Source organism: Microbacterium candidum (genome assembly GCF_030315975.1).
Classification (GTDB): domain Bacteria; phylum Actinomycetota; class Actinomycetes; order Actinomycetales; family Microbacteriaceae; genus Microbacterium; species Microbacterium candidum.
The window spans coordinates 194,942-215,777 of the sequence record NZ_JASXSZ010000002.1 but is presented as its reverse complement, the minus strand read 5'-3'; the positions used below and the strand labels follow the sequence as shown (position 1 = coordinate 215,777).

Annotated in this window: 14 protein-coding genes; 12 read left to right on the top strand and 2 right to left on the bottom strand. The window is 71.9% G+C overall.

Going from position 1 to position 20,836, the window contains the following annotated elements; all coding sequences use genetic code 11:
- The first annotated feature begins 122 nt into the window (after window positions 1-122).
- On the top strand, window positions 123-728 hold the full coding sequence (locus tag QSV35_RS07420; protein WP_286288021.1) for a hypothetical protein: 606 nt from the start codon (window positions 123-125) through the stop codon (window positions 726-728).
- A 10-nt stretch (window positions 729-738) separates the two neighbouring features.
- Here QSV35_RS07420 and QSV35_RS07415 read toward each other — a convergent pair whose 3' ends face one another.
- Window positions 739-1,335 carry a hypothetical protein gene (locus QSV35_RS07415; RefSeq protein ID WP_286288020.1) on the bottom strand — a complete coding sequence of 199 codons (597 nt, stop codon included), beginning with the start codon at window positions 1,333-1,335 and terminating at the stop codon, window positions 739-741.
- A 149-nt stretch (window positions 1,336-1,484) separates the two neighbouring features.
- Here QSV35_RS07415 and QSV35_RS07410 point away from each other — a divergent pair, with 149 nt between their 5' ends.
- Both QSV35_RS07410 and QSV35_RS07405 read left to right on the top strand, forming a co-directional pair.
- Window positions 1,485-2,489 carry an ABC transporter gene (locus tag QSV35_RS07410; RefSeq protein WP_286288019.1) on the top strand — a complete coding sequence of 335 codons (1,005 nt, stop codon included), beginning with the start codon at window positions 1,485-1,487 and terminating at the stop codon, window positions 2,487-2,489.
- Window positions 2,490-2,526: 37 nt separating this feature from the next.
- Window positions 2,527-3,006: a hypothetical protein gene (locus QSV35_RS07405; protein ID WP_286288018.1), complete on the top strand. Its 480-nt coding sequence runs from the start codon at window positions 2,527-2,529 to the stop codon at window positions 3,004-3,006.
- 196 nt (window positions 3,007-3,202) lie between these two features.
- Here the strand turns inward: QSV35_RS07405 and QSV35_RS07400 are convergent, their stop codons facing one another.
- The gene (locus QSV35_RS07400; protein ID WP_286288017.1) at window positions 3,203-3,868 is read right to left on the bottom strand and encodes a spermidine/putrescine ABC transporter substrate-binding protein; all 666 of its coding nucleotides are present in this window, start codon (window positions 3,866-3,868) and stop codon (window positions 3,203-3,205) included.
- A 144-nt stretch (window positions 3,869-4,012) separates the two neighbouring features.
- On the opposite strand from QSV35_RS07400, the gene QSV35_RS07395 reads away from it, so the two are divergent.
- From QSV35_RS07395 to fusA, 9 genes are all read left to right on the top strand, one after another.
- Window positions 4,013-5,143 carry a serine/threonine-protein kinase gene (locus tag QSV35_RS07395; RefSeq protein WP_286288016.1) on the top strand — a complete coding sequence of 377 codons (1,131 nt, stop codon included), beginning with the start codon at window positions 4,013-4,015 and terminating at the stop codon, window positions 5,141-5,143.
- A 41-nt stretch (window positions 5,144-5,184) separates the two neighbouring features.
- Window positions 5,185-11,169, top strand: coding sequence for an Ig-like domain-containing protein (locus QSV35_RS07390; protein ID WP_286288015.1), 5,985 nt, complete (start codon window positions 5,185-5,187; stop codon window positions 11,167-11,169).
- Between the two features lie 19 nt (window positions 11,170-11,188).
- A complete protein-coding gene (locus QSV35_RS07385) occupies window positions 11,189-12,166 on the top strand; it encodes an AAA family ATPase (RefSeq protein ID WP_286288013.1) in 978 nt (325 codons plus the stop codon).
- Window positions 12,163-13,557, top strand: a complete 1,395-nt coding sequence (locus QSV35_RS07380) for a DUF58 domain-containing protein (protein WP_286288012.1) — start codon at window positions 12,163-12,165, stop codon at window positions 13,555-13,557. The genes QSV35_RS07385 and QSV35_RS07380 overlap by 4 nt, the downstream gene beginning before the upstream one ends.
- On the top strand, window positions 13,554-16,067 hold the full coding sequence (locus tag QSV35_RS07375) for a transglutaminase-like domain-containing protein (RefSeq protein WP_286288011.1): 2,514 nt from the start codon (window positions 13,554-13,556) through the stop codon (window positions 16,065-16,067). Before QSV35_RS07380 ends, QSV35_RS07375 begins: the two co-directional genes overlap by 4 nt.
- Window positions 16,064-17,419 (top strand): DUF5684 domain-containing protein, encoded by a 1,356-nt coding sequence (locus QSV35_RS07370; RefSeq protein ID WP_286288010.1) that lies wholly within the window; start codon window positions 16,064-16,066, stop codon window positions 17,417-17,419. Before QSV35_RS07375 ends, QSV35_RS07370 begins: the two co-directional genes overlap by 4 nt.
- A 289-nt stretch (window positions 17,420-17,708) precedes the next feature.
- On the top strand, window positions 17,709-18,077 hold the full coding sequence (rpsL, locus tag QSV35_RS07365; protein ID WP_286288009.1) for a 30S ribosomal protein S12: 369 nt from the start codon (window positions 17,709-17,711) through the stop codon (window positions 18,075-18,077).
- Between the two features lie 5 nt (window positions 18,078-18,082).
- Entirely contained in the window at window positions 18,083-18,553 is a 471-nt protein-coding gene (gene rpsG, locus QSV35_RS07360; protein ID WP_286288008.1) for a 30S ribosomal protein S7, read from the top strand.
- Window positions 18,554-18,636: 83 nt separating this feature from the next.
- A complete protein-coding gene (fusA, locus tag QSV35_RS07355; protein ID WP_286288007.1) occupies window positions 18,637-20,751 on the top strand; it encodes an elongation factor G in 2,115 nt (704 codons plus the stop codon).
- The last annotated feature ends 85 nt before the right edge of the window (window positions 20,752-20,836 follow it).

The following is a 20,836-nucleotide window of genomic DNA, read 5'->3' as shown; positions in this document are numbered from 1 at the left end:
CCCGGCTCCGCCGGGGGTCTTCGGCGTTCCCGGCCATGCGCGCGCATCCGCACATTCGCGCGGGCGCGCCGCGACCCCGACGCCCTCAGCGCGGCCTACCTTGGGAAGTGGGGGTGGGGTGCATGATCGGGGGCCGGAACGGCTGGATCGCCTGGCCCGCGGGGCTCCTGTGTGCGGGGGTCGTCGCGGGGCTGGCCTATCTCGCTGCGCCCGCGGTCCCGTCGGTGATCGCGTTCGCCGGGAACACGCTCCGCAACGCCCTGTCGGCACCGCAGGCGGGCGGGGCGCCCCCGCAGAAGGAGCTGACCGACGACTGCCGCACGCTCTACCCGGGGATCCTGTGGATCGAGCTGGGCTGGAACCCGCAGGTGGTGCTCGCCCAGTCGACGGCTCCGCCGTCGGTCTCCGTCGCGGCCGTACGCGACGGGCTGAAGCCCCAGGTGCGGATGACCTGCGCGTGGCGCAACAGCGGGGGCGGCACGGTGACGACCACGCTCGCCGCCGTCGATCCGACCGCGGCGGCCATCGCGCAGCCGGCGCTCGCCGCGGCGGGGTTCGCGTGCACGCCGCTCGGGGACGGCATCCGGTGCACGAAGTCGGCGGGCACGACGAATGAGGACGAGGTGGTCCGCGGCGGGATGTGGCTGTCCACCACCGAGGTGGAGTGGCATCCGCCCGGCTACAGCGACCAGCTGATCGCGCGGCTCTGGCCCGCGGCCACGCCCTGACCCTGCGGCGTCACGCGAAGACGTGCGCCACGATGCTTCCCGTGTACCCGGTCGGTGCGAGATTCGAGAACGTCGTGTCGATGAGGATGCCGTCCCGCCAGAACAGCGTCCGGCCGTCGGTGACGGGGTAGTGGGGGTCCGGCCAGGTCTTCTCGCAGCGCGTGCCCTGATCGGGCGTGTAGCAGGTGAATCCCTGCGCCACGAGGCCGTTCAGCATGTCGAGCGCAGCGCCCCGGGCGACGCGCGTGATCTTCGTCGTGAGGTTCGTGGTGTCGGCCTTCGGGGAGCCCCAGATGCACACGAGGCCGCCGTCGACGACACCCGACTTCCCGAACGCCGGATCGTTCAGCGGGACGTCCTTCAGCTGCGCGAGGACCCCGGACGACAGGATGGCGCGGCAGTCCGTCGGCATCGCGATCGCGGTCGTCGACGGGCTGGGTGTGGGCGTCGACGTGGATGTCGCCCGCGGAGAGGTCGAGGACGTGACCGCCGCGCCGGGCTTCGCGGGCGACGGCTCGGGCGCGCAGCTGACGAGCACGACGGCGAAAGCCACGATCAGGATGGATGCCGCGGTCATGGCCGCCCGCAGTCCGATGCGCCCTTGCATGGCCTCACCGTATCCGCATCCGTCTTCCGCCGGGACGGAAGGGGACCGGCGGGTTGCGCACTCGCGCGGCACGCCTCCGGGACGGTGTCGGGGCCGCGTACTACCCTCGCACGTGCGGGAAGGCCATTCCCCGCGTGAGGAGCACCGCAATGAGCGACCCCCAGCCGCCCGTCGGCGAGCCGATCGAAGAGCCGAACGGCGTCGACGACGTCGTCGGCAGCGCCCACGAGGGGCTGGCATCCGCCGCCGCCGCCGGAGCGGGCGCCGCATCCGATTCCTCCGAGTCGGCATCCGCCGACAACGCGACCCCCGACGAAGAGCCCACCGCATCCGAGCCCGCGAGCACCGGTGGCGCGCCTGCCGCCGAGCCCGACCCGTGGGAGTCGCCGGAGGCCGCATCCCTCGCCTACACACCGGCGGCCACGCCCGCGCCGGAGCCGGCTGCGACCGAGCCCGCTGCTGCAGAGCCCGCGGCCGAGGCGGCAGCCGTCACCGCGAGCGAGCCTGCGGCTGCGCAGGCCGAGCCCGCAGCAGCCGCCGCGGCAGCTGCGACCGTCGCGTATCCGCCGACGCCGCAGCCGATCTTCGTGCAGGCGCCCGAATCGCCCCGCCCCCGGGGCAACCGCGCCGCCGCCGGCGGCATCGGGCTCGTCGCCGCCGCCGCGTTCGCGGTGCTGTTCGTCGGTGTGCTGTCGGCGAAGTGGTTCCTGATGGACCACGGCAGTACCGACGGCTACGTGCAGCAGCTCCTCAACCTGCTCGGTTCGTGGGCCCTCTGGACGCCCGTCGTCGTGTTCTTCTTCGCCTTCTGGCTGCTCGGCGCGATCATCAATCGCGGCCGCTGGGCGCACTGGGCGATCTGGGGTCTGCTCGTCGGCTTCATCACGTGGGGCGGATATGCGCTCGGCGGCATCCTCACCGTGACCAACGGCCAGTTCTGGCTGCTCACCTCGGCCGACGTGGCGCGCATGAACGTGAACACGCTGTTCCTGACGTTGATGGGCGTCTCCTCGTTCATCATCGCGCGGGAGCTCACGATGTGGTTCGGCGGATGGGCTGCGGCCCGCGGGAAGCGGGTCACGGCGCAGAATCTGGAGGCGCAGCGCGAGTACGAGCGCACGCTCGAGGCGGGCCCGCAGCTCGTCGTGCCGTAGGCCCACGGAGCCGTGCCCATGCGCCTAGGCTGGCGTCATGGCCGGTGACGCGCGCAGCGCGGGGCCGGTGCGACCGCCCGTCGCGCTGGCCTTCTCCCTGCTCGGCTTCGTCGCCCTGCTGATCTTCGGCCTCGGGATGACGAGCCTCGCCACCAACACCGACGTCATCTCGACGCCGGGCTTCGGGCAGTATCCCGGCATCTTCGGGCCCGTCTTCGCGGCGGCCGCGTTCGCGATCACCCTGTGGGCGTTCGTGCGGGTGCCGCATCCGTCGTTCTGGGGTGCGCTGATCGTCGCCCTCGTGACCTTCCTCGCGTATCTCGTCGGGGTCGGGCTGGTCGCCATGATCGTCGGCGCCGACCCGGCAGCGGCGATCGGCACGGTGGGGCACCTCGCTACGACCTGGTACGGCGCCGTTGTGTTCGGCGCGGCGCTCATCGCCGGCTGGGCGGGCATCGCCCTGGTGCGCACGCATGCGGGGCGTCCGCGCTGGCCGTGGGAGAAGCGCCCGCAGTGACGACACCCCGTCGTCCACGTGCCGTCGAATGCGCGCAGCGCCCGCAGTGACGACGGTCCGTCGCCCACTTGCGGCGAAATGCGCGAATCGCCCACACGTATCCCGCCATTTGCCGCAAGTCGGCGAGGGGGGCCGGGCTCGGAGACCCTCGACGCTGTCGGCGCCGCGTGCGGAAGCTCGACGAGGAGAGTGCGGATCAGAGCCCGTCGAACCCGCCGTCGGCGCCGGGATCGAACGGTGCGTCGAGGGAGCGCGTGAGCTCCTCGAGCATCGCCGAGATCTGCGGCTCGACGTATTCGGCGACGGCCGTCTGGATGCGGAGGCGGTGGTGCAGCAAGACCGAGCAGATCTCGCGCCCCACCATGTTGGCGTAGTCGTCGGCGAGGCCCACCTCCTGCCGGAGCGCCGCCTTCGCCTCCTCGGTCAGCGGCGGGAGGGCCGGGACATCCGCGTCCGCCTCCGCCGCGAGGCCGGAGAGGGTGAAGAGGAACGGCGCACCGGGAACCGGGTCGGGATCGAGCGGGAGTCCTTCGAACTCGGGGTCGAGGTCTTCGGCCGGACGGTAGCTGCGTGCGCGATTGCGCGCGGCCTGCTGGTCGAGCTCGGCCTGCAGCATGGGGAGGTTGCGCGACGTGTAGTCCGCGACGGCGCGGTCCACGATCGTCTTCACGCGCACGGAGAGACCGTGCTGCACCGCGTGCGGGACATCGGCCCCGAGTCCTGCGGCCGACAGCACCGGGGAGCCGAGACACAGCCGGCAGGGCGCGACACGGCCGCGGTGGGTCGCGGGCTGCCAGCGGGGCAGCCAGCGCAGCCAGGCGTCGACGGCCTGGCTGACCTGGGTATCGAGCGAACGCTCCACAGGACAACGGTAGCCCGCGGGCTGCGTCAGATCGCGGAACTGCGCCATCCACCGCCGGATTCACCGCGTCAGGCGCGCTTGTTACCATGGTCGGGCCCCGCCATGGTCCGCTGGGGCGCAACCAGCACGCATGTCGGGGGTTCGATGCCGAAACGACTCCCGTCCACGCCCCCGGTCCTGCCAGGGCTCGCCTACGTGCGGCCGCTCGGATCGGGAGGCTTCGCCGACGTCTTCCTCTACGAGCAGGACATGCCCCGGCGCGCGGTGGCCGTGAAGGTGCTTCCGAGCGATGTGCGCGACCCCGAACTGCTGCGGATGTTCAACTCCGAGGCCGACGTCCTCGCGCACCTGTCCGCGCACCCGTCGATCGTGACCGTCTACCAGGCGGGGATCTCCGCCGACGGGCGCGCCTACATCGTCATGGAGTTCTGCCCCGGCTCGCTCGCGCAGCGGTACCGGCACGAGCGCATCCCCGTCGACGAGGTGCTGTCGATCGGCGTGAAGATGGCGAGCGCGCTGGAGTCAGCGCACCGAGCCGGGCTCATCCACCGCGACGTCAAGCCGAGCAACATCCTCATCACGAGCTTCGGGGTGCCGGTGCTCGCAGACTTCGGCATCTCGGCCGCGCTCACCCCCACGAAGGGCGACGAGATCCTGGCGATGAGCGTGCCGTGGAGCGCGCCCGAGGTGGTGTCGGAGGACACGCCCGGCACCGTGGCGAGCGAGGTGTGGAGCCTCGGCGCGACGGTCTACTCGCTGCTCGCCGGACACAGCCCGTTCGAGCGGCCGGAGGCGGGACAGAACTCCCGCGACCAGCTGCGCCGCCGCATCCTGCGCGCCGCGTATCCCCGCATCCCGCGCCCCGATGTCCCCGACGAGCTGCAGGCCGTCCTCGCGGCGTCCCTCGCACGCGACCCCGCCGACCGCTACCCGACGGCGCTCGCGTTCGCGGAAGCGCTGCGCGACGTGCAGCGCGTGCTCGGGCTCGCCCAGACCCCCATCGAGGTCGCGGTGGACGAATGGGCTCCGGAAGCGGCGAAGGTGGACTTCGCTGATGCATCGCCCCGCGCCATCCGCTCGACCGTCGAGCATACGACCTCCCGTCGTACGAGCGAGCCGGCGGGGGTCGCGAGCCAGGCGCGCGACGAGGATGCGACGACCGTGACGCCGACGCCGGCGGGCAAGCCCGTCTGGCCGTGGGCCGTCGTCGCCGCCGCCGGCTTCGTCCTCGCGATCGGCGCTGCGATCGCCGTGTGGCTGCAGGCGGTGGGCTGAATGACCGGGCGGCGGGGTCGAGCGACCGGGCGGTGGATCGGATGAGCCGCCGGGGAACCATCGCGGCGTTCATCGCGGGCGCAGCGGTCATCGCGTCCGTCGTCGTCGTGAGCGTCGTGTGGCCAGGTCTCGACGCCAAGCGCACGCCGCCCGCCGAGACGGCGGTCTGGGCGCTCCAGACCGGCTCGGGTCGCCACTACGCGCGCGTCAACACCGCGATCGGCGAGCTCGACACCGTGCGCGAGGTCGCCAACCCGTCGGCGGTCGCGCAGACCGATGACAGCGCGTTCCTGTTCTCGGAGAGCTTCGGCAAGCTCACCCGCATCGACGCGTCCCTTCCCGCGAACCTCGACGACGAGGCACTGCGTGCGGCGCCGTCGACCCCGCCGGGCACCGTTGAGGTCGCCACCGCCGGCCAGTGGGTCGCGTACCGCACCGACAGCGGCACCGTCTGGGCGGGCGTCCTCGGGGGAGCGGCACCCGTGCAGGTCGGGGGCGCGGATGCCAAGCCCCTTACGGCCGCCGCGATCGCCCTCGATGACAGCGGGACGCTGTTCGCCTATTCGCCGTCCGATCACGTCGTCGAGCGGTATGCGATCGGCTCGGGCCAGGTGCAGGGACGCGACCGCGTGCCGCTGCCCCCGGCATCCGGCGCGACGCTCGCCCTCACCGCGACCGACGGCGTGTGGTTCCTCATCGATTCTGACGGTCGTCATACATGGCGGCGCGGCGCCGACGGTCCCGCATCCCTCGCCCTCGTCGGCGACGTCGCCCCCGCGCGGGCCTCGTCGCAGGGCGAGGCGGCCTGGGTCGCCGACGACGCCGGACTCATCCGGCTCCCCGTGGACGGGTCGAAGCCCACGCGGGCGGCCGGCGGCGGCACGCGCGATCTCGGCACCCCCGCACGGCCGGTGGTGTTCGACGGCATCGTGCACGCGGCCTGGCTCGGGCGCACCTCCGGCACGTTGTGGCGATCGGATGCGGGGGAGTCGGAGCTGTCCTACGGCTCGGCGACGCTCGACGGCGACCGCAAGCCGGTGTTCAGCGCCTCCGCGTCGAGTCTCATCCTGAATGAGACCCGCAGCGGGTGGGTGTGGAACGGGCGCACGGGAGCGCTGCTGCCGTCGAGCCAGGACTGGAGTCTCGACGAGCGCCGCACGCCGCAGACGCAGCAGACGGCGGAGAAGGCGAGCGTCGTCATCGACCCGCGCCCGCCCGTCGCCGAGCCCGACCGGTTCGGCGTGCGCGCAGGGCGCCTCGCGACCCTGCCGGTGCTGCTGAACGACCACGACCCCAACGAGGATGTGCTGAGCATCGATCCGGCGAGCGTGACCGGGCTCGACCCGGGCTTCGGATCGCTGACCATCACCGACAACGGGCAGCGGCTCGCCGTGCAGGTCGCCCCCGGTGCGCAGGGCACCGCGACCTTCCACTACCGCGTCACGGACGGAACGGCGCAGGGAGGAGGCCTGTACTCGCAGCCCACGACCGTGACCCTCACCGTCGTTCCGGACGGGCAGGACACCGCTCCGCAATGGTGCGGGGTGCCCGGATGCCTCGCGACGTGGCCGTCTCCCGAGGTCGCCCCCGGCGGCACCGTCTCGGTGCCGGTCCTCGACGGATGGGTCGACCCGGACGGGGACCCGCTGCTGCTCGAGTCGGTCGACAACCCGTCGGGCGCCGGTTCGGTCGCCGCGACGCCGGCGGGACAGGTCGTCTACCAGTACCCGGATGCGTCGCAGACGGCTCCGCAGATCGTCGAACTCACGGTCACCGTCGCGGACACGCACGGGCGCACATCCACCAAGCAGCTCGCCGTGCGCATCGCGCCGCAGCCCCGGATCGCCGCATCCTCCTTCGCTGTCACCGACACCCAGGGCGGCGGTCTCACGATCGACGTCGCCCCTCACGTGACCGGCACGCAGGGACGGCTGACGCTCACCGCCGTCCACGTGCTCGACGACGCTCGTGCCCAGGCCGTACCCACAGCCGGGGCGACCACCTTCGATCTCACCGCGGATGCGCCGGGCATATACCGCATCGGGTATACGGTGTCCGACGGCATCACCGACGCGAGCGCGACGGTACGGGTGACACTCCTGCCGAAGGGCGCGCCCGCCCAGCTCGCGACGGCGCCCGTGGTGGCGTTCGTCCACCCCACGCAGGACGTCACGGTCGACGTGCTGGCGGCGGTGACCAACCCCACGCACCGCGTGCTGCTCCTGAGCGACATCCGCACGACGGCAGAGCCGGGTGCGAGCCTGTCCGTCGATGTCGTCGGCCAGCGCTACCTGCGCATCACGGGCACGACGTCGACCGGGGAGCCGGGCGCCCTCGGCACGGTCCGTTACGTCGTCTCCGACGGGACGGAGGACCAGGGCGCGCGCATCGAGGGCGAGGCGAGCGTCACGCTGCTGCCGCCCGCGCCCGAGCTCGCGCCCATCGCGGTCGACGACAATGTGGTCGTCCGCGCCGGTGCGCAGGTCGACATCCCGGTGCTCGACAACGACGTCGCCGCCGCGGGCGGGACGGTGACACTGAACCCGGCATCCGTGCACTCGTCGACATCCACCGCGCTCGCGTTCGCGGCGGGGCGGATGCTGCGCTACCTCGCCCCGTCGACCCCCGGCGAGTACCGCGTCGACTACTCCATCTACGCGGCCGGGAATCCGGCGCTCGCGGACACCGCCACCGTGCACGTGACGGTCATCTCCGACAAGGACAACAGGGCGCCGCGCCCGCGGACGCTCGAGGGCCGGGTGCTCAGCGGCGAGACGACGACCATCCCGTTCACCTCCTTCGGCGTCGACCCCGACGGCGACGCGGTCTCCCTCGACCGCGTGCTCACACAGCCCTCGAGCGGTTCCGCGACCCTGTCGGCGGACGGCGAGTCGCTCGTGTACGCGAGCGTCCCCGGATTCCACGGGCAGGTGTCGTTCACGTACCAGGTCGTCGACAGCGAAGGGATGACGGGCACCGCGACCGCGCGCGTGGGCGTGCTGGATGCCCAGGCCAACCCGAGCCCGGTCACGTTCACCGATTACGTCGAGATCCAGACCGGCGCGACCAACGTCGCGAGGGTGAGCCCCCTCGCGAACGACGTCGACCCGACCGGCGGCACGCTGCATCTCGTCGCCGTCCGCCCGGACGTCCCGGAGACCCTCATCGACGGGTCCCCGAACCCGGAGTACGCGCGCGAGAAGGCGCTGCTGGGCACGATGTCGCGCACGGACATCGAGATCTCGGCCGGACTGTCGCCGGGGACGATGTCCTTCCTCTACGACGTGCAGAGCTCGACGGGCAACACGGCGCGCGGTCTCATCGTCGTCAAGGTCGTACGCGACGCCGTTCCCGACTATCCGATCGTCACCGACACGGTGCTGACCGCCGAGAACCGCGACCGCTTCACCACGGGGGTCGACGTCGTCGCGGGGAAGGTGTCGTGGTCGGGCGGTGACGTGCGCCGCCTCACGCTCAGCCTGTGGGGGTCGCCCGACGGCGTGACGGTCGAGGGGACGCGCCTGCGAGGGCCTGCGACCGCGCCGGCCCGGGTCATCCCCTTCGCCCTCACCGGCACGGCTGCCTCCGGCGCGACCGTGACCACGTACGGCTTCCTGCGCATCCCGGGCATCGACGACGTGACGCTCGCACTGAAGCCGGATGCGCGCTTCCCCGACGTCGCGGAGAAGTCGTCGGTGTCGTGGGACATGGCATCCCTCGTCGGCATCCCGCCCGGCGGACGGCTCGAGGTGGGCGCCGACGTCGCGCCGAGCGGTGCGCGCAAGGGCGCGGCCTGCGTCCGCACCGGCGGCACCACGATCCGCTACGACGCGGGCGAGGGCGCGCCGTGGCAGGACGCGTGCATCGTGCCCGTCCGCGTCGTCGGGATCGGCTCCGGGCACCCGGACTGGAGCTACCTCTCCGTGCCGATCCGCATCCGCGCGCTCGCGCCGCAGCCGGAACTGCGCGCCGCCGCGGTCGTGGTGGGCCCGGGGGAGACGGTCACGTACGACCTGAAGACGATGACGTCGTGGCAGGGGCGCACCGACTGGGAGCACATCGCCTACGCGGTGACGCCGCCCGGGCCGTCGTTCACCGTCGTGCTGAAGGGCACGGTGCTCACCGTCACGGGATCGGATTCGGCGGTGCCGGGGGCAGAGGATGCCGCGGTCATCTCGGTCACGAGTCACCCCGGCGTCGCTCCCGCTCGTCTCGTGCTGCGCGTGGGCGCGGCTCCCAGCACGCTGCCGCAGGGCGGCACCGCGACCGCGCGCTGCTCCGAGGGCACCGGGGCGTCGTGCACGTTCTCCGTCGTCGGCGCGACGGGCGAGGTGAACCCGCTGCCGCACACCCCGCTGCAGGTCGTCTCCGCGAGTGCGTCGGCCTCGTGCGTCGGGGTCACCTTCGCCCCGGCGTCGGCGAACAGCATCCAGGCGTCGTGGAGTCCGGATGCGCCGGGCCAGACGTGCGCGGCATCCTTCGTCCTCCGAGACGCCCAGGGCCGGGTGACGGCGGGCGAACGCGACGGACAGATCCTCCTCGATCTGCAGGGCTTCCCGAAGGCGCCGGCCGCGCTCACGCAGACGGCGTACGCCGACGGCACCGTGACGCTCCGCGTCGACCCGGGGGATGCGCGCCTGGCCTACCCGGCGCTGACGGGCTTCGCGATCCGCTACCTCGGACAGGTCGTCGCGACGTGCTCGCCTTCCGGAGTCTGCCCGCCGATCTCGGCTCCCAACGGCGAGGAGCGGACATATGCGGCCACCGCGGTCAACGACGTCGGCGAATCGCGCAGCGCCGTCACCACCACGGCGTGGGCGTACGCGACACCGGGCGCACCCGCCGATGTGACCGCGTCGCCGGTCGTCACCTCGGGAGCCGGCGGCATCGTGTCGCTGACGATCTCCGGCATCGACCCGAGCCAGACCGGGTCGCTGCAGATCACGAGTCCGACCGGCGACACGACCCAGGTGCAGGTGCGCCGCAGCGACACGGCGGTGACCGTCGCGCAGTACCGTGTCGGCTCCAACTCCCCGACGCCGATCACTGTCACGCCTTACTCGCGCTTCGGCTTGCCGCCGGGCCTCGGCGGGTCGCCGTCGGGGGCCTCGCGCACCGTGTACGCGAACGGCATCGGAGCGCCCACGTCTCCGCAGCTGAACCTGTCGATGACCTCGAACGCCGACGACACCGTCGACGTCACGGCGTCGGGCACGGCCGCCCAGGGCGGCGACGGCGCGACGACCCAGTACGGCATCGTCCGTGACGGCCAGACGTGCGAGGTGTCGGCGACCGGCTCGACCGCGGTGTTCCGCTCGCTCCCGGCCGGGTCGAGGTACACGTTCCGGCTGTGCGCCGAGTCCTGGTTCCAGGGGCAGATGTTCGGCCGCGTCGAGACGACGGCGTCGATCAACGCGGTGCAGACGCAGCCGCCCAGCGGGTACACCTTCCAAGTCGCTCCCGCCCCGCAGATCGGCCAGGGCATCGCGCAGTGGCTCATCAGGGATGCGCCGACCTCGGCGCAGCCCGTGCCGCACAACAGCGCGCCCGACTTCCAGGGCTGGGTCGCGGCGAACTCCCCGCCGTCGCCCGTCTTCGACCGCGACCCGGGTATCCAGGTGCGATTCGTCAACAGCACGCTCGGCACACAGACCGCGTGGGTGCCGGTGACCGCGCGAGCCGGGAGCGCGCCGTACCAGGTGTGGGCGAAGTGGTCGGTGTCCGTGTGCGTCGGCGGCTCCCCGCTCGGGGTGTCGACGTCGTCGACGGGCGCGAGCGCCACGAGCTCCGGCCTCGCCGCGATCACCGTGGACCGCACCGCGGTCGCCTACTACGACGCCAAGGGCAAGCAGCTGACGATCCCTGCGAGCGGCGACGTGCCGGTCGGCGCCGTGCGCGTCGCAGGGCTCGCCGTCACCGTCGACTGGACCGCGCAGAACTGGGGCCTCGCACCCGCGGCGGCCACGTTCGGCGGCACGTGCGACCCGAACTCCGGGCAGAGCCCGAACCCGAATCCGACCCCCTGACACACCCCACGGAGCACTGATGACCATCGCCCAGGAGCAGGCCACCTGGTTCGCCCAGACCTTCCGGCAGCTCGCCGACAACGTCGAGCAGTCGGTGATCGGCAAGCGCCACGTCGTCGAGCTCGTCCTCACGGCGATGCTGAGCGAAGGCCACGTGCTGCTGGAGGACGTCCCCGGCACCGGCAAGACCTCGCTCGCACGCGCCCTCGCGCAGTCCGTGGAGGGCACGAACACCCGCATCCAGTTCACCCCCGATCTGCTGCCCGGCGACATCACCGGCATCACCGTGTACGACCAGAAGACAGGGGAGTTCGAGTTCCACGCGGGCCCCGTGTTCGCGAACGTCGTCCTCGCCGACGAGATCAACCGGGCGAGCCCGAAGACGCAGGCCGCCCTCCTCGAGGTCATGGAGGAGGGTCGCGTCACGGTCGACGCGATCACCCGCCCGGTCGGCAGCCCGTTCCTCGTGATCGCGACGCAGAACCCCGTCGAGCAGGCGGGCACGTATCGGCTCCCGGAGGCGCAGCTCGACCGATTCCTCCTGCGCACCTCGCTCGGCTACCCCGACCACGCCGCGACGCTCCGCATCCTCGGCGGAGCGGCGATCCCGACCGCCGATCTGGCGGCCGTCATCACCCCGGACGCCCTCGTCGGAATGGCGGAGCTCGCCCAGGAGGTCTACGTCGATCCGCTGGTCCTCGACTACATCGCGCGGATGGTGGATGCGACTCGCTCGGCCGAGCAGGTGCGCCTGGGGGTCAGCATCCGGGGTGCCCTCGCGCTCACCCGCGCGACGCGCGCGCGGGCGGCGTCCCAGGGCCGCACGTACGCGACGCCCGACGACGTGAAGGCGCTCGCGACCGCGGTGCTGTCGCACCGGCTGATCCTGCATCCCGAGGCCGAGTTCGACGGCGTGACGCCGGAGGCCGTCGTCGGCCGCGTCCTCCTCGACGTCGCGCCGCCGACGCATCGCGAAAGCGTGTCTGAACGCGGATGACGATCCCCACCGCTCCCACGACCCGCACGACGACGGCCGGACGCACGGCCGTCGCCGAGACGACGGTGCACGCCCGCGTGACGGCGCGCCGTGCCCCGCTCGTGCGCGCGGCGATCGCGGTCGCGGCGGCGTGGGGCCGGGGGACGGATGCGGCCGCGCGCGGCGCCCGTGAGGTCGGCGCGACGGTCGCCCCGGCGGGATGGCTCGTGATCGTCGCGGTGACGGCGGGCCTTGCCGCGGGCCTCGCCTTCGGGTGGGTCGAGGCGATCGTCGCGGCCCTCTCGGCGCTCGTGCTCCTCATCCTCTCGGTGCCGTTCCTGTTCGGGGCGCGGGGGTACGACGTGGCGCTGCACGTCGCGCACGATCGGGTCGTCGCCGGCACGAGCGTCGATGCCGAGCTGCGGGTCCGCAACGCCGCGCGCACGACGGCGCTGCCCGGACGCGTCGACCTGCCGATCGGCGACGGGCTCGTCGAGGTGGCGGTCCCCTTGCTGCGACCGGGTCAGCGGCTGTCGCGGACCGTGTCGATCCCGGCGCTCCGCCGTGGCGTGATCCCGGTCGGACCTGCGGTGACGATCCGCACCGACCCGGTCGGGCTCGTGCGCCGCGAACGCGAGTGGGACGAGATGCACGAGCTGTACGTCCACCCCCGCACGGTCGCCGTGCCGGCCACGAGCGCCGGTCTCGTCCGAGACCTCGAAGGCAGCGCGAGCAGGCGCCTGGTCGATTCCGACATCTCCTTCCACGCCATCCGCGAGTACGTCCCGGGGGATGCGCGGCGTCAGATCCACTGGAAGTCCACGGCGAAGACCGGGCAGCTGATGGTCCGTCAGTTCGAGGAGTCGCTGCGCTCGCGACTGGCGGTCGTCCTGAGCCTCGCGGAGCGCGACTACTTCTGGGGCGACCCCCGCTCAGAGCAGACGGCCGACGGCGAGTTCGAGCTCGCGGTGTCGGTCGCCGCATCCCTCTCCGTGCAGGCGGTGCGGGAGGGACGCGACCTCGATGTCGTGTCCGGAGCGGAGATCCCGCGCGTCGCCCAGGGGCGGATGCGGGCCATCCGGTCGCTCTCCGCGCCGACGCCCCGCACGCTCCTCGACGGCTTCTCGCAGGTCTCCGCGCTCGAGCGGACGATGCCGCTGGAGGACGTCTGCCGGCTCGTCGTGGAGACGATGCCCGACCTCTCGCTCGCGTTCATCGTGTGCGGATCGACCGTCTCCGTCGAGCGCCTGCGCCGCGCCGCCCTCGCGTTCCCGATCGACACCGCGGTCGTCGCGGTGGTGTGCGACGAGCGCGCGCACCCGCGCCGCCGACCGACGGGCGCCCTGACGGTGCTGACGGTCGGCGTGCTCGACGACCTCGCCGGCCTCCTCGCGCGGGGAGCGCAGACGTGACCGCCCCGGCGACGCGGACGCCCCGCCTCGACCTGTCGCGGCTGCGCGGGAGGATCGTCGGGATGGGGAGCCTGTACGTCCTCGTCTGCGCGGCCCTCGCGGCCTTCGCCGCGGCGCCGATCTACGGCGTCCTCACCCACGGGGCGCAGGGCGCGCCCGCCTATCTGCGGGTCGCCGTCGCCGGCGTCGCCGGGGCGTTCCTGCTGGCGGCGGTCGCCCGGGTGCTGTGCTGGCCCGCATGGGCGACCGTCCTCGCCGCGGCGGGGCTCTTCGCCGTCCTCTCGATCGTCGTGGCCGTGCCGCCGGAGCCGACGCCGGCGGGCGTCCTCGACTCGCTCCGCGCGACGGCGACCGGAGTGTCGACGGGATTCAAGGACCTCCTGACCGTCGACCTTCCCGTGGGGTCGTACCGGGACCTCCTCGTCCCCGTGCTCGCCGTGCTGTTCGTCGGCACACTCGGTGCGCTGACCCTCGCGTGGCGGCCGGATGCGGCGAGCACGTGGGCGACGGCGCCCGCCATCGCGATGTCCGCGTTCGGCCTCCTCTTCGGTGCCCCCGTCGCGAGCGCGACGATCCGGCTCGGACCGCTCGCCGTCCCCGCGCCGCGCGAGCTCTTCGTCGGAGCGCTCGTCCTCATGGTCTCCGTGGCGTGGCTGTCGTGGCGGACGCGCGAACTGCGCCGCGCGGCGCTGCTGCGGGCGGCGGACGCGAGCGGGGTGCGGGTGGCGCGACGGGGCTCGGCCGCCGGCGCCCGGCGCGCCGCGCTCGCGACCACGATGGTCGTGGTCTCGGTCGTCGCGGGCAGCGCGCTGACGCCGCTCGTCGCGGAAGGCCGCACGCGCGAGGTGCTGCGCAGCGCGACGGGCCCCGAGGAGGTCATCCGCCGATCGGTCAGCCCGCTCAGCGACTACCGCACGCACTTCGCCGACGCCTCCTTCTCCCGACCGCTCTTCAGCGTCGACGCCGTGTCCGGGCCGATGCCCGACCGCATCCGCATCGCGACGCTCACCGACTACGACGGCACGGAGTACCGGGTGGCGGCCGACGGGGGGCTCTTCACCCGCGTCGCCGACGCGCGGCAGCCCGATCCCGGCACGCCGTCGACCGTCCGCATCGACATCGCCGGACTCCGCGGCATCTGGCTGCCGACGTTCGGCTCGCTCGAGCGCGTCGATTTCACCGGGTCGAAGGATGCCGGCGGCCTCGCCGACGCGTTCTACTACTCCGCGGCGACGGCCGGCGCGGTCGACACGGCGACGCTGCGCGAGGGAGACGTCTACGACCTCACCGCGACCGTGACGGCACCCCGAGCGCTGGAGTCGCTCGAATCGTCCGGGGCGAGACCCGCCGTCGCCCTGCCGCAGAGCGTCACCGACTGGATCTCGCGCCAGCGCGTCGCGCACGACGGCACCGGCCTCAAGACCTTGATCGACCGTCTGCGCGCTCGCGGCTATCTCAGCCACGCGCTCGCGGTGCCCGAGACCGGCGCCGCCTGGGAGAAGCCGCTCGGCGCCGACTACGTCTTCCAGCCGAGCACCGCAGGGCACTCGCTGGCCCGCGTCGACGCGCTGTTCCGCGCACTCCTCGATCGCGCGAACCAGGCCGCCGCAACGCAGGCGGCGGACGGATCGTCTGCCGATGCCTCTCTTGTAGCCGCGGTGGGTGATGACGAGCAGTTCGCGGTCGCCGCATCCCTCGTCGCCCAGGCCCTCGGATTCCCGGCCCGCGTGGTCGTCGGCGTCCGGCTGACGGGCAACGACCTCCCCGCCTGCGGGGGAGGGGTGTGCACGGGTGGAGACCTCTCCGCGTGGACCGAGGTGCAGGACCGCGACGGTACGTGGGTCGCGGTCGACGCCACCCCTCAGCACGAGAACGGCCTCGACGCCACGACCCTGCGCGAACGCGACCCGGAGAACCCGACCGAAGTCCGTCCCGAGACGGCCCACGAGGTCGTGCCGCCCGACCCCGCGCAGCACGACGCCGCGAACTCCGACGCGCAGCGCGACGACGGCCCCGACTTCGAGTCGCTGTGGGCGGCGCTGCGCATCGCGGGCGGGGCGGCTCTCGTCCTCGCGATCCTGGCGGGGCCGTTCCTCGCGGTCATCGCCACGAAGGCGGGGCGCCGGCGCGGGCGGCGCCGCGCCGGCGAGACGCGCTCGCGGTTCAGCGGCGGATGGGACGAGTTCGTCGACACGGCCGTCGACTACGGGATGCCGCGCCCCGGCGCGCGCACCCGCATGGAGGTCGCCGCATCCCTGATCCCCACCGCGGGAGCGACCGCGCTCGCCACGGACGCCGACCGCGCGGTCTTCTCGGACGCCGAGCCGGATGCCGCGGACGCCGCGGCGTTCTGGAGCATCGTCGATGCCGAGCGCCGGGCGCTCGGCGCACGTCACTCGGTGTGGCGCCGGCTCCGCGCGGCCGTATCGTTGTCTTCATTCGTGCGTCCCCGACGCACCGCGCCGGACCCGAGAGGAGACGACGCCGAGACTCGGCGTCCGACGACATGAACGATTCCGCCTACACCGCGGCCCTCACCGTCGACCTCGTAGTCGGCGTGGCCGCCTACGTCTGGATGGGTCTCGCGCTCTCCACCGTCTTCCGGAAGGCGCGGGAGAAGGGGTGGAAGGCCTGGGTGCCATTCCTCAACGGCTTCACCCTGCTCGAGCTCGGCGGGTACTCCGGATGGTTCATCCTGCTGGCCCTCATCCCGGTGATCGGCTGGATCGCCCTCCTCGTGGTCTCGATCATGGCCTACTACCGCATCAACGTCTCGTTCGGCTTCGGCGCCGGCATGACGGTGCTCGCGGTGCTCCTCACCCTGGTGTGGTTCAGCGTTCTCGCGTGGGGTCCGGCGCGCTGGCTCGGCGGCCCCGGCCGCGGCTCGATGAGGACGGCCAACGCTGATCTCGACGCCCGCATCGGCGGGACGGATGCCGGTGCGCCCGCGCTCTCGTTCTCACCGGCGCCCCCCGCGCCGGCCGCGCCCGTCCCGGCCGCGCCCGCTTCCGTCGCGCCCGCCTCCGCCGTGCCGTCCCCGGCCGCGGCGCCCGTCTCGGCGTTCAGCCCGTCGGCGCCGAGCGACGCCGCGTTCACTCCGCCTGCGGAATCCTCCACGAGCGAGCCGCCGACCGAGCAGCCGGCCATGCCCTTCGCACCTCCCGCCCCTGCCTTCGCGCCCCGCGCCGCGTCGGCGCCGGAGTCGTCGCACGACGCTGATCTCGACGAGGACTCCGACGACGCGCAGATCGTCGGGACGACGTCGTCCGCCGCCGCTCCCGGTCCGCGTCGCGCGCCCATCAGCAGCGTCCCGACCGCGCCCATCCCGACGCGCTCGTCGAGTCCGTGGGCGCAACCGGCAGACCCGGCCGATCTCACCGACACGTCCGGCGAGATCTCCGCCGTGGTGGGGGCGCCGGCGCTCGGCTCGCCGATGTCGGCGCGCTCGTCGGTCTCGGCGCAGCGGTCGGAGCCGGAGGTCCCCGACGACGGGTTCTCGGACGAGACGATCATCGCCCCGCGCCGCCGCCCGCGCTGGGTGCTCACTCCGCCGCTCGGGGCGCCCATCCACCTGACGTCGGACGTCGTCATCGTGGGCCGCCGTCCCGCCGAGGATCCGCGGTTCCCGAACGCGCAACTCGTCCCGATCGCGGACGAGACCCGCACGATGTCGAAGACCCACGCGCGCCTCGAGCGTCGTGACGACGTCTGGACGATCACCGACCTCGCCTCCACGAACGGCGTCGCCGTGCTCGCCGCCGACGGAGGGGAGACCGAGCTCGCCGAGGGCGGGAGCGGACCGATCGGCGCGGGGTTCCTCCTCGGCGACGCGGAGCTGCGGCTCACGCGTGTCGACGCCTGACCCGCTGATCCGCAGCGCGCCGGCCGGGTCGCGGGGCGCGTAGCACCCCCATCCCGCCGCTCGTTTGCCGACACGCCCGAGCACGCGTATCATTGACTTCGTGTGCGCAAGCGCGCCGTCCGCTGTGCCCCGGCATGGATGACGTCGCAGAAGCGCCTCATCTCAGGGAACGACCTGCGAACAGGTCACCCCCACGGCATATCCACCCTCATGAGCGCGAGCCTGCGCGCGGGTGGATCTGTGGTGAAACCACGACGCTGTCACCGTGCAGCACGAAATAGGAGAGAACGTGCCAACCATTCAGCAGTTGGTTCGCAAGGGCCGGTCGCCCAAGGTCTCGAAGACCAAGGCGCCCGCACTGAAGTCGAACCCGCAGCAGGCCGGCGTGTGCACCCGCGTGTACACCACCACCCCGAAGAAGCCGAACTCGGCGATGCGCAAGGTCGCCCGTGTCAAGCTCCGCAACGGCACCGAGGTCACGGCCTACATCCCCGGTGAGGGCCACAACCTGCAGGAGCACTCGCTGGTGCTCGTCCGCGGCGGTCGTGTGAAGGACCTCCCCGGTGTCCGCTACAAGATCATCCGTGGTGCGCTCGACACGCAGGCCGTGAAGAACCGCAAGCAGGCTCGCAGCCGCTACGGCGCGAAGAAGGGCTGAGTCAGATGCCTCGCAAGGGACCCGCTCCGAAGCGTCCGGTCGCCAACGACCCGGTTTACGGCGCTCCGATCGTGAGCCAGCTCGTCAACAAGATCCTCGTCGACGGCAAGAAGTCGCTCGCCGAGTCGATCGTCTACGGCGCCCTCGCCGGCGTCGAGGCCAAGAACGGCCAGGACGCCGTCGCCACGCTCAAGAAGGCGCTCGACAACGTCCGCCCGACCCTCGAGGTCAAGAGCCGCCGCGTCGGTGGTTCGACCTACCAGGTGCCGGTCGAGGTCAAGCCTCACCGCGCCAACACGCTCGCCCTCCGCTGGCTCGTCAGCTACGCGAAGGGCCGTCGCGAGAAGACGATGACCGAGCGCCTCCAGAACGAGATCCTGGATGCCTCGAACGGCCTGGGTGCCGCGGTGAAGCGCCGCGAAGACACGCACAAGATGGCCGAGTCGAACCGCGCGTTCGCTCACTACCGCTGGTAATCAGCGACCCGGATGCCGGCCGGAGACGACCTCTCCGGCCGGCATCCCTCGGACTTTCACACGAAACGTAAGGAAGACACCCCGTGGCACAAGAAGTGCTCACCGACCTCAACAAGGTCCGCAACATCGGCATCATGGCGCACATCGATGCCGGCAAGACGACGACGACCGAGCGCATCCTGTTCTACACGGGCGTCAACCACAAGATCGGCGAAACGCACGACGGCGCTGCCACCACCGACTGGATGGAGCAGGAGCAGGAGCGCGGCATCACGATCACGTCGGCCGCCGTCACCTGTTTCTGGAACAAGAACCAGATCAACATCATCGACACCCCCGGCCACGTCGACTTCACGGTCGAGGTCGAGCGCTCGCTGCGCGTCCTCGACGGCGCCGTCGCGGTGTTCGACGGCAAGGAGGGCGTCGAGCCCCAGTCCGAGACCGTGTGGCGCCAGGCCGACAAGTACGACGTCCCGCGCATCTGCTTCGTCAACAAGATGGACAAGCTGGGTGCCGACTTCTACTTCACGGTCGACACCATCGTCAACCGCCTGAAGGCCAAGCCGCTCGTGCTGCAGCTGCCGATCGGCTCGGAGAGCGACTTCGTCGGCGTCGTCGACCTCGTCGAGATGCGTGCCCTCGTGTGGCCCGGCGACGCCAAGGGCGACGTGACCATGGGTGCGAAGTACGAGATCCAGGAGATCCCGGCCGACCTTGCCGACAAGGCCGCCGAGTACCGCGAGCAGCTGCTCGAGGCGGTCGCGGAGTCCGACGAGGAGCTCCTCGAGAAGCACTTCGGCGGTGAGGAGCTCACGGTCGCCGAGATCAAGGGCGCCATCCGCAAGATGACCGTCGCGGGCGAGCTCTACCCGGTTCTCTGCGGCTCGGCGTTCAAGAACCGCGGTGTGCAGCCGATGCTCGACGCGGTCGTGGACTACCTGCCGTCGCCTCTCGACGTCCCCGCCATCGAGGCGAAGGACCCGAAGAACGAAGAGATCATCATCGAGCGCCACGCCGACCGTGAGGAGCCGTTCACGGCCCTCGCGTTCAAGATCGTGACGCACCCGTTCTTCGGCCGTCTGACCTACATCCGCGTGTACTCGGGCCACCTCGACTCCGGCGCGCAGATCGTCAACGCGACCAAGGGCAAGAAGGAGCGCATCGGGAAGATCTTCCAGATGCACGCCAACAAGGAGATGCCGGTCGACTCGGTCACCGCGGGCCACATCTACGCGGTCATCGGCCTCAAGGACACCACGACGGGTGACACCCTGTCGGATGCCGCCAACCAGGTCGTCCTCGAGTCGATGACGTTCCCGGAGCCGGTCATCGAGGTCGCCATCGAGCCGAAGACCAAGGCCGACCAGGAGAAGCTGGGTCTCGCGATCCAGAAGCTCGCCGAAGAGGACCCGACGTTCCGCGTCGAGCAGAACGCCGAGACCGGCCAGACGGTCATCAAGGGCATGGGCGAGCTGCACCTCGACATCCTCGTGGACCGCATGAAGCGCGAGTTCAAGGTCGAGGCCAACGTCGGCAAGCCGCAGGTCGCGTACCGCGAGACGATCCGCAAGACCGTCGAGCGTCACGACTACACGCACAAGAAGCAGACCGGTGGTTCGGGCCAGTTCGCGAAGATCCAGTTCGCGCTCGAGCCCCTCGAGGTCACGGCCGACAAGACGTACGAGTTCGAGAACAAGGTCAGCGGTGGCCGCATCCCGCGCGAGTACATCGAGCCGACCAACCAGGGCTTCCAGGACGCGATGAACGTCGGTGTCCTCGCGGGCTACCCGATGGTCGGTGTGAAGGCGATCCTCATGGACGGCGCGTCGCACGACGTCGACTCCTCGGAGATGGCCTTCAAGATCGCCGGCTCGATGGGCTTCAAGGAGGCCGTCCGCAAGGCGAACCCGGTCATCCTCGAGCCGCTCATGGCCGTCGAGGTGCGTACGCCCGAGGAGTACATGGGCGACGTCATCGGCGACCTGAACAGCCGCCGTGGCCAGATCCAGTCGATGGAGGACGCCCAGGGCGTCAAGGTCGTGCGTGCCCTCGTGCCGCTGTCCGAGATGTTCGGCTACATCGGCGACCTGCGTTCGAAGACCTCCGGCCGTGCCGTCTACTCCATGGAGTTCGACAGCTACGCCGAGGTCCCGCGCGCGGTGGCAGACGAGATCATCCAGAAGACCAAGGGCGAGTGATCGTCCGCCGGGGGTTCCCTCACCTCGGTCCCCGAGCTCGTCGAGGGGCCCCCGGTCACACAACTTCACACTGCTTCACCAGAAC

Bases quoted from the DNA above. Each gene is read 5' to 3' on its own strand.
- QSV35_RS07415 (WP_286288020.1), bottom strand. From the start codon at position 1,335: ATGCAAGGGCGCATCGGACTGCGGGCGGCCATGACCGCGGCATCCATC.
- QSV35_RS07395 (WP_286288016.1), top strand. From the start codon at position 4,013: ATGCCGAAACGACTCCCGTCCACGCCCCCGGTCCTGCCAGGGCTCGCC.
- QSV35_RS07410 (WP_286288019.1), top strand. From the start codon at position 1,485: ATGAGCGACCCCCAGCCGCCCGTCGGCGAGCCGATCGAAGAGCCGAAC.
- QSV35_RS07385 (WP_286288013.1), top strand. From the start codon at position 11,189: ATGACCATCGCCCAGGAGCAGGCCACCTGGTTCGCCCAGACCTTCCGG.
- QSV35_RS07405 (WP_286288018.1), top strand. From the start codon at position 2,527: ATGGCCGGTGACGCGCGCAGCGCGGGGCCGGTGCGACCGCCCGTCGCG.
- QSV35_RS07390 (WP_286288015.1), top strand. From the start codon at position 5,185: ATGAGCCGCCGGGGAACCATCGCGGCGTTCATCGCGGGCGCAGCGGTC.
- rpsG (WP_286288008.1), top strand. From the start codon at position 18,083: ATGCCTCGCAAGGGACCCGCTCCGAAGCGTCCGGTCGCCAACGACCCG.
- QSV35_RS07380 (WP_286288012.1), top strand. From the start codon at position 12,163: ATGACGATCCCCACCGCTCCCACGACCCGCACGACGACGGCCGGACGC.
- QSV35_RS07370 (WP_286288010.1), top strand. From the start codon at position 16,064: ATGAACGATTCCGCCTACACCGCGGCCCTCACCGTCGACCTCGTAGTC.
- QSV35_RS07420 (WP_286288021.1), top strand. From the start codon at position 123: ATGATCGGGGGCCGGAACGGCTGGATCGCCTGGCCCGCGGGGCTCCTG.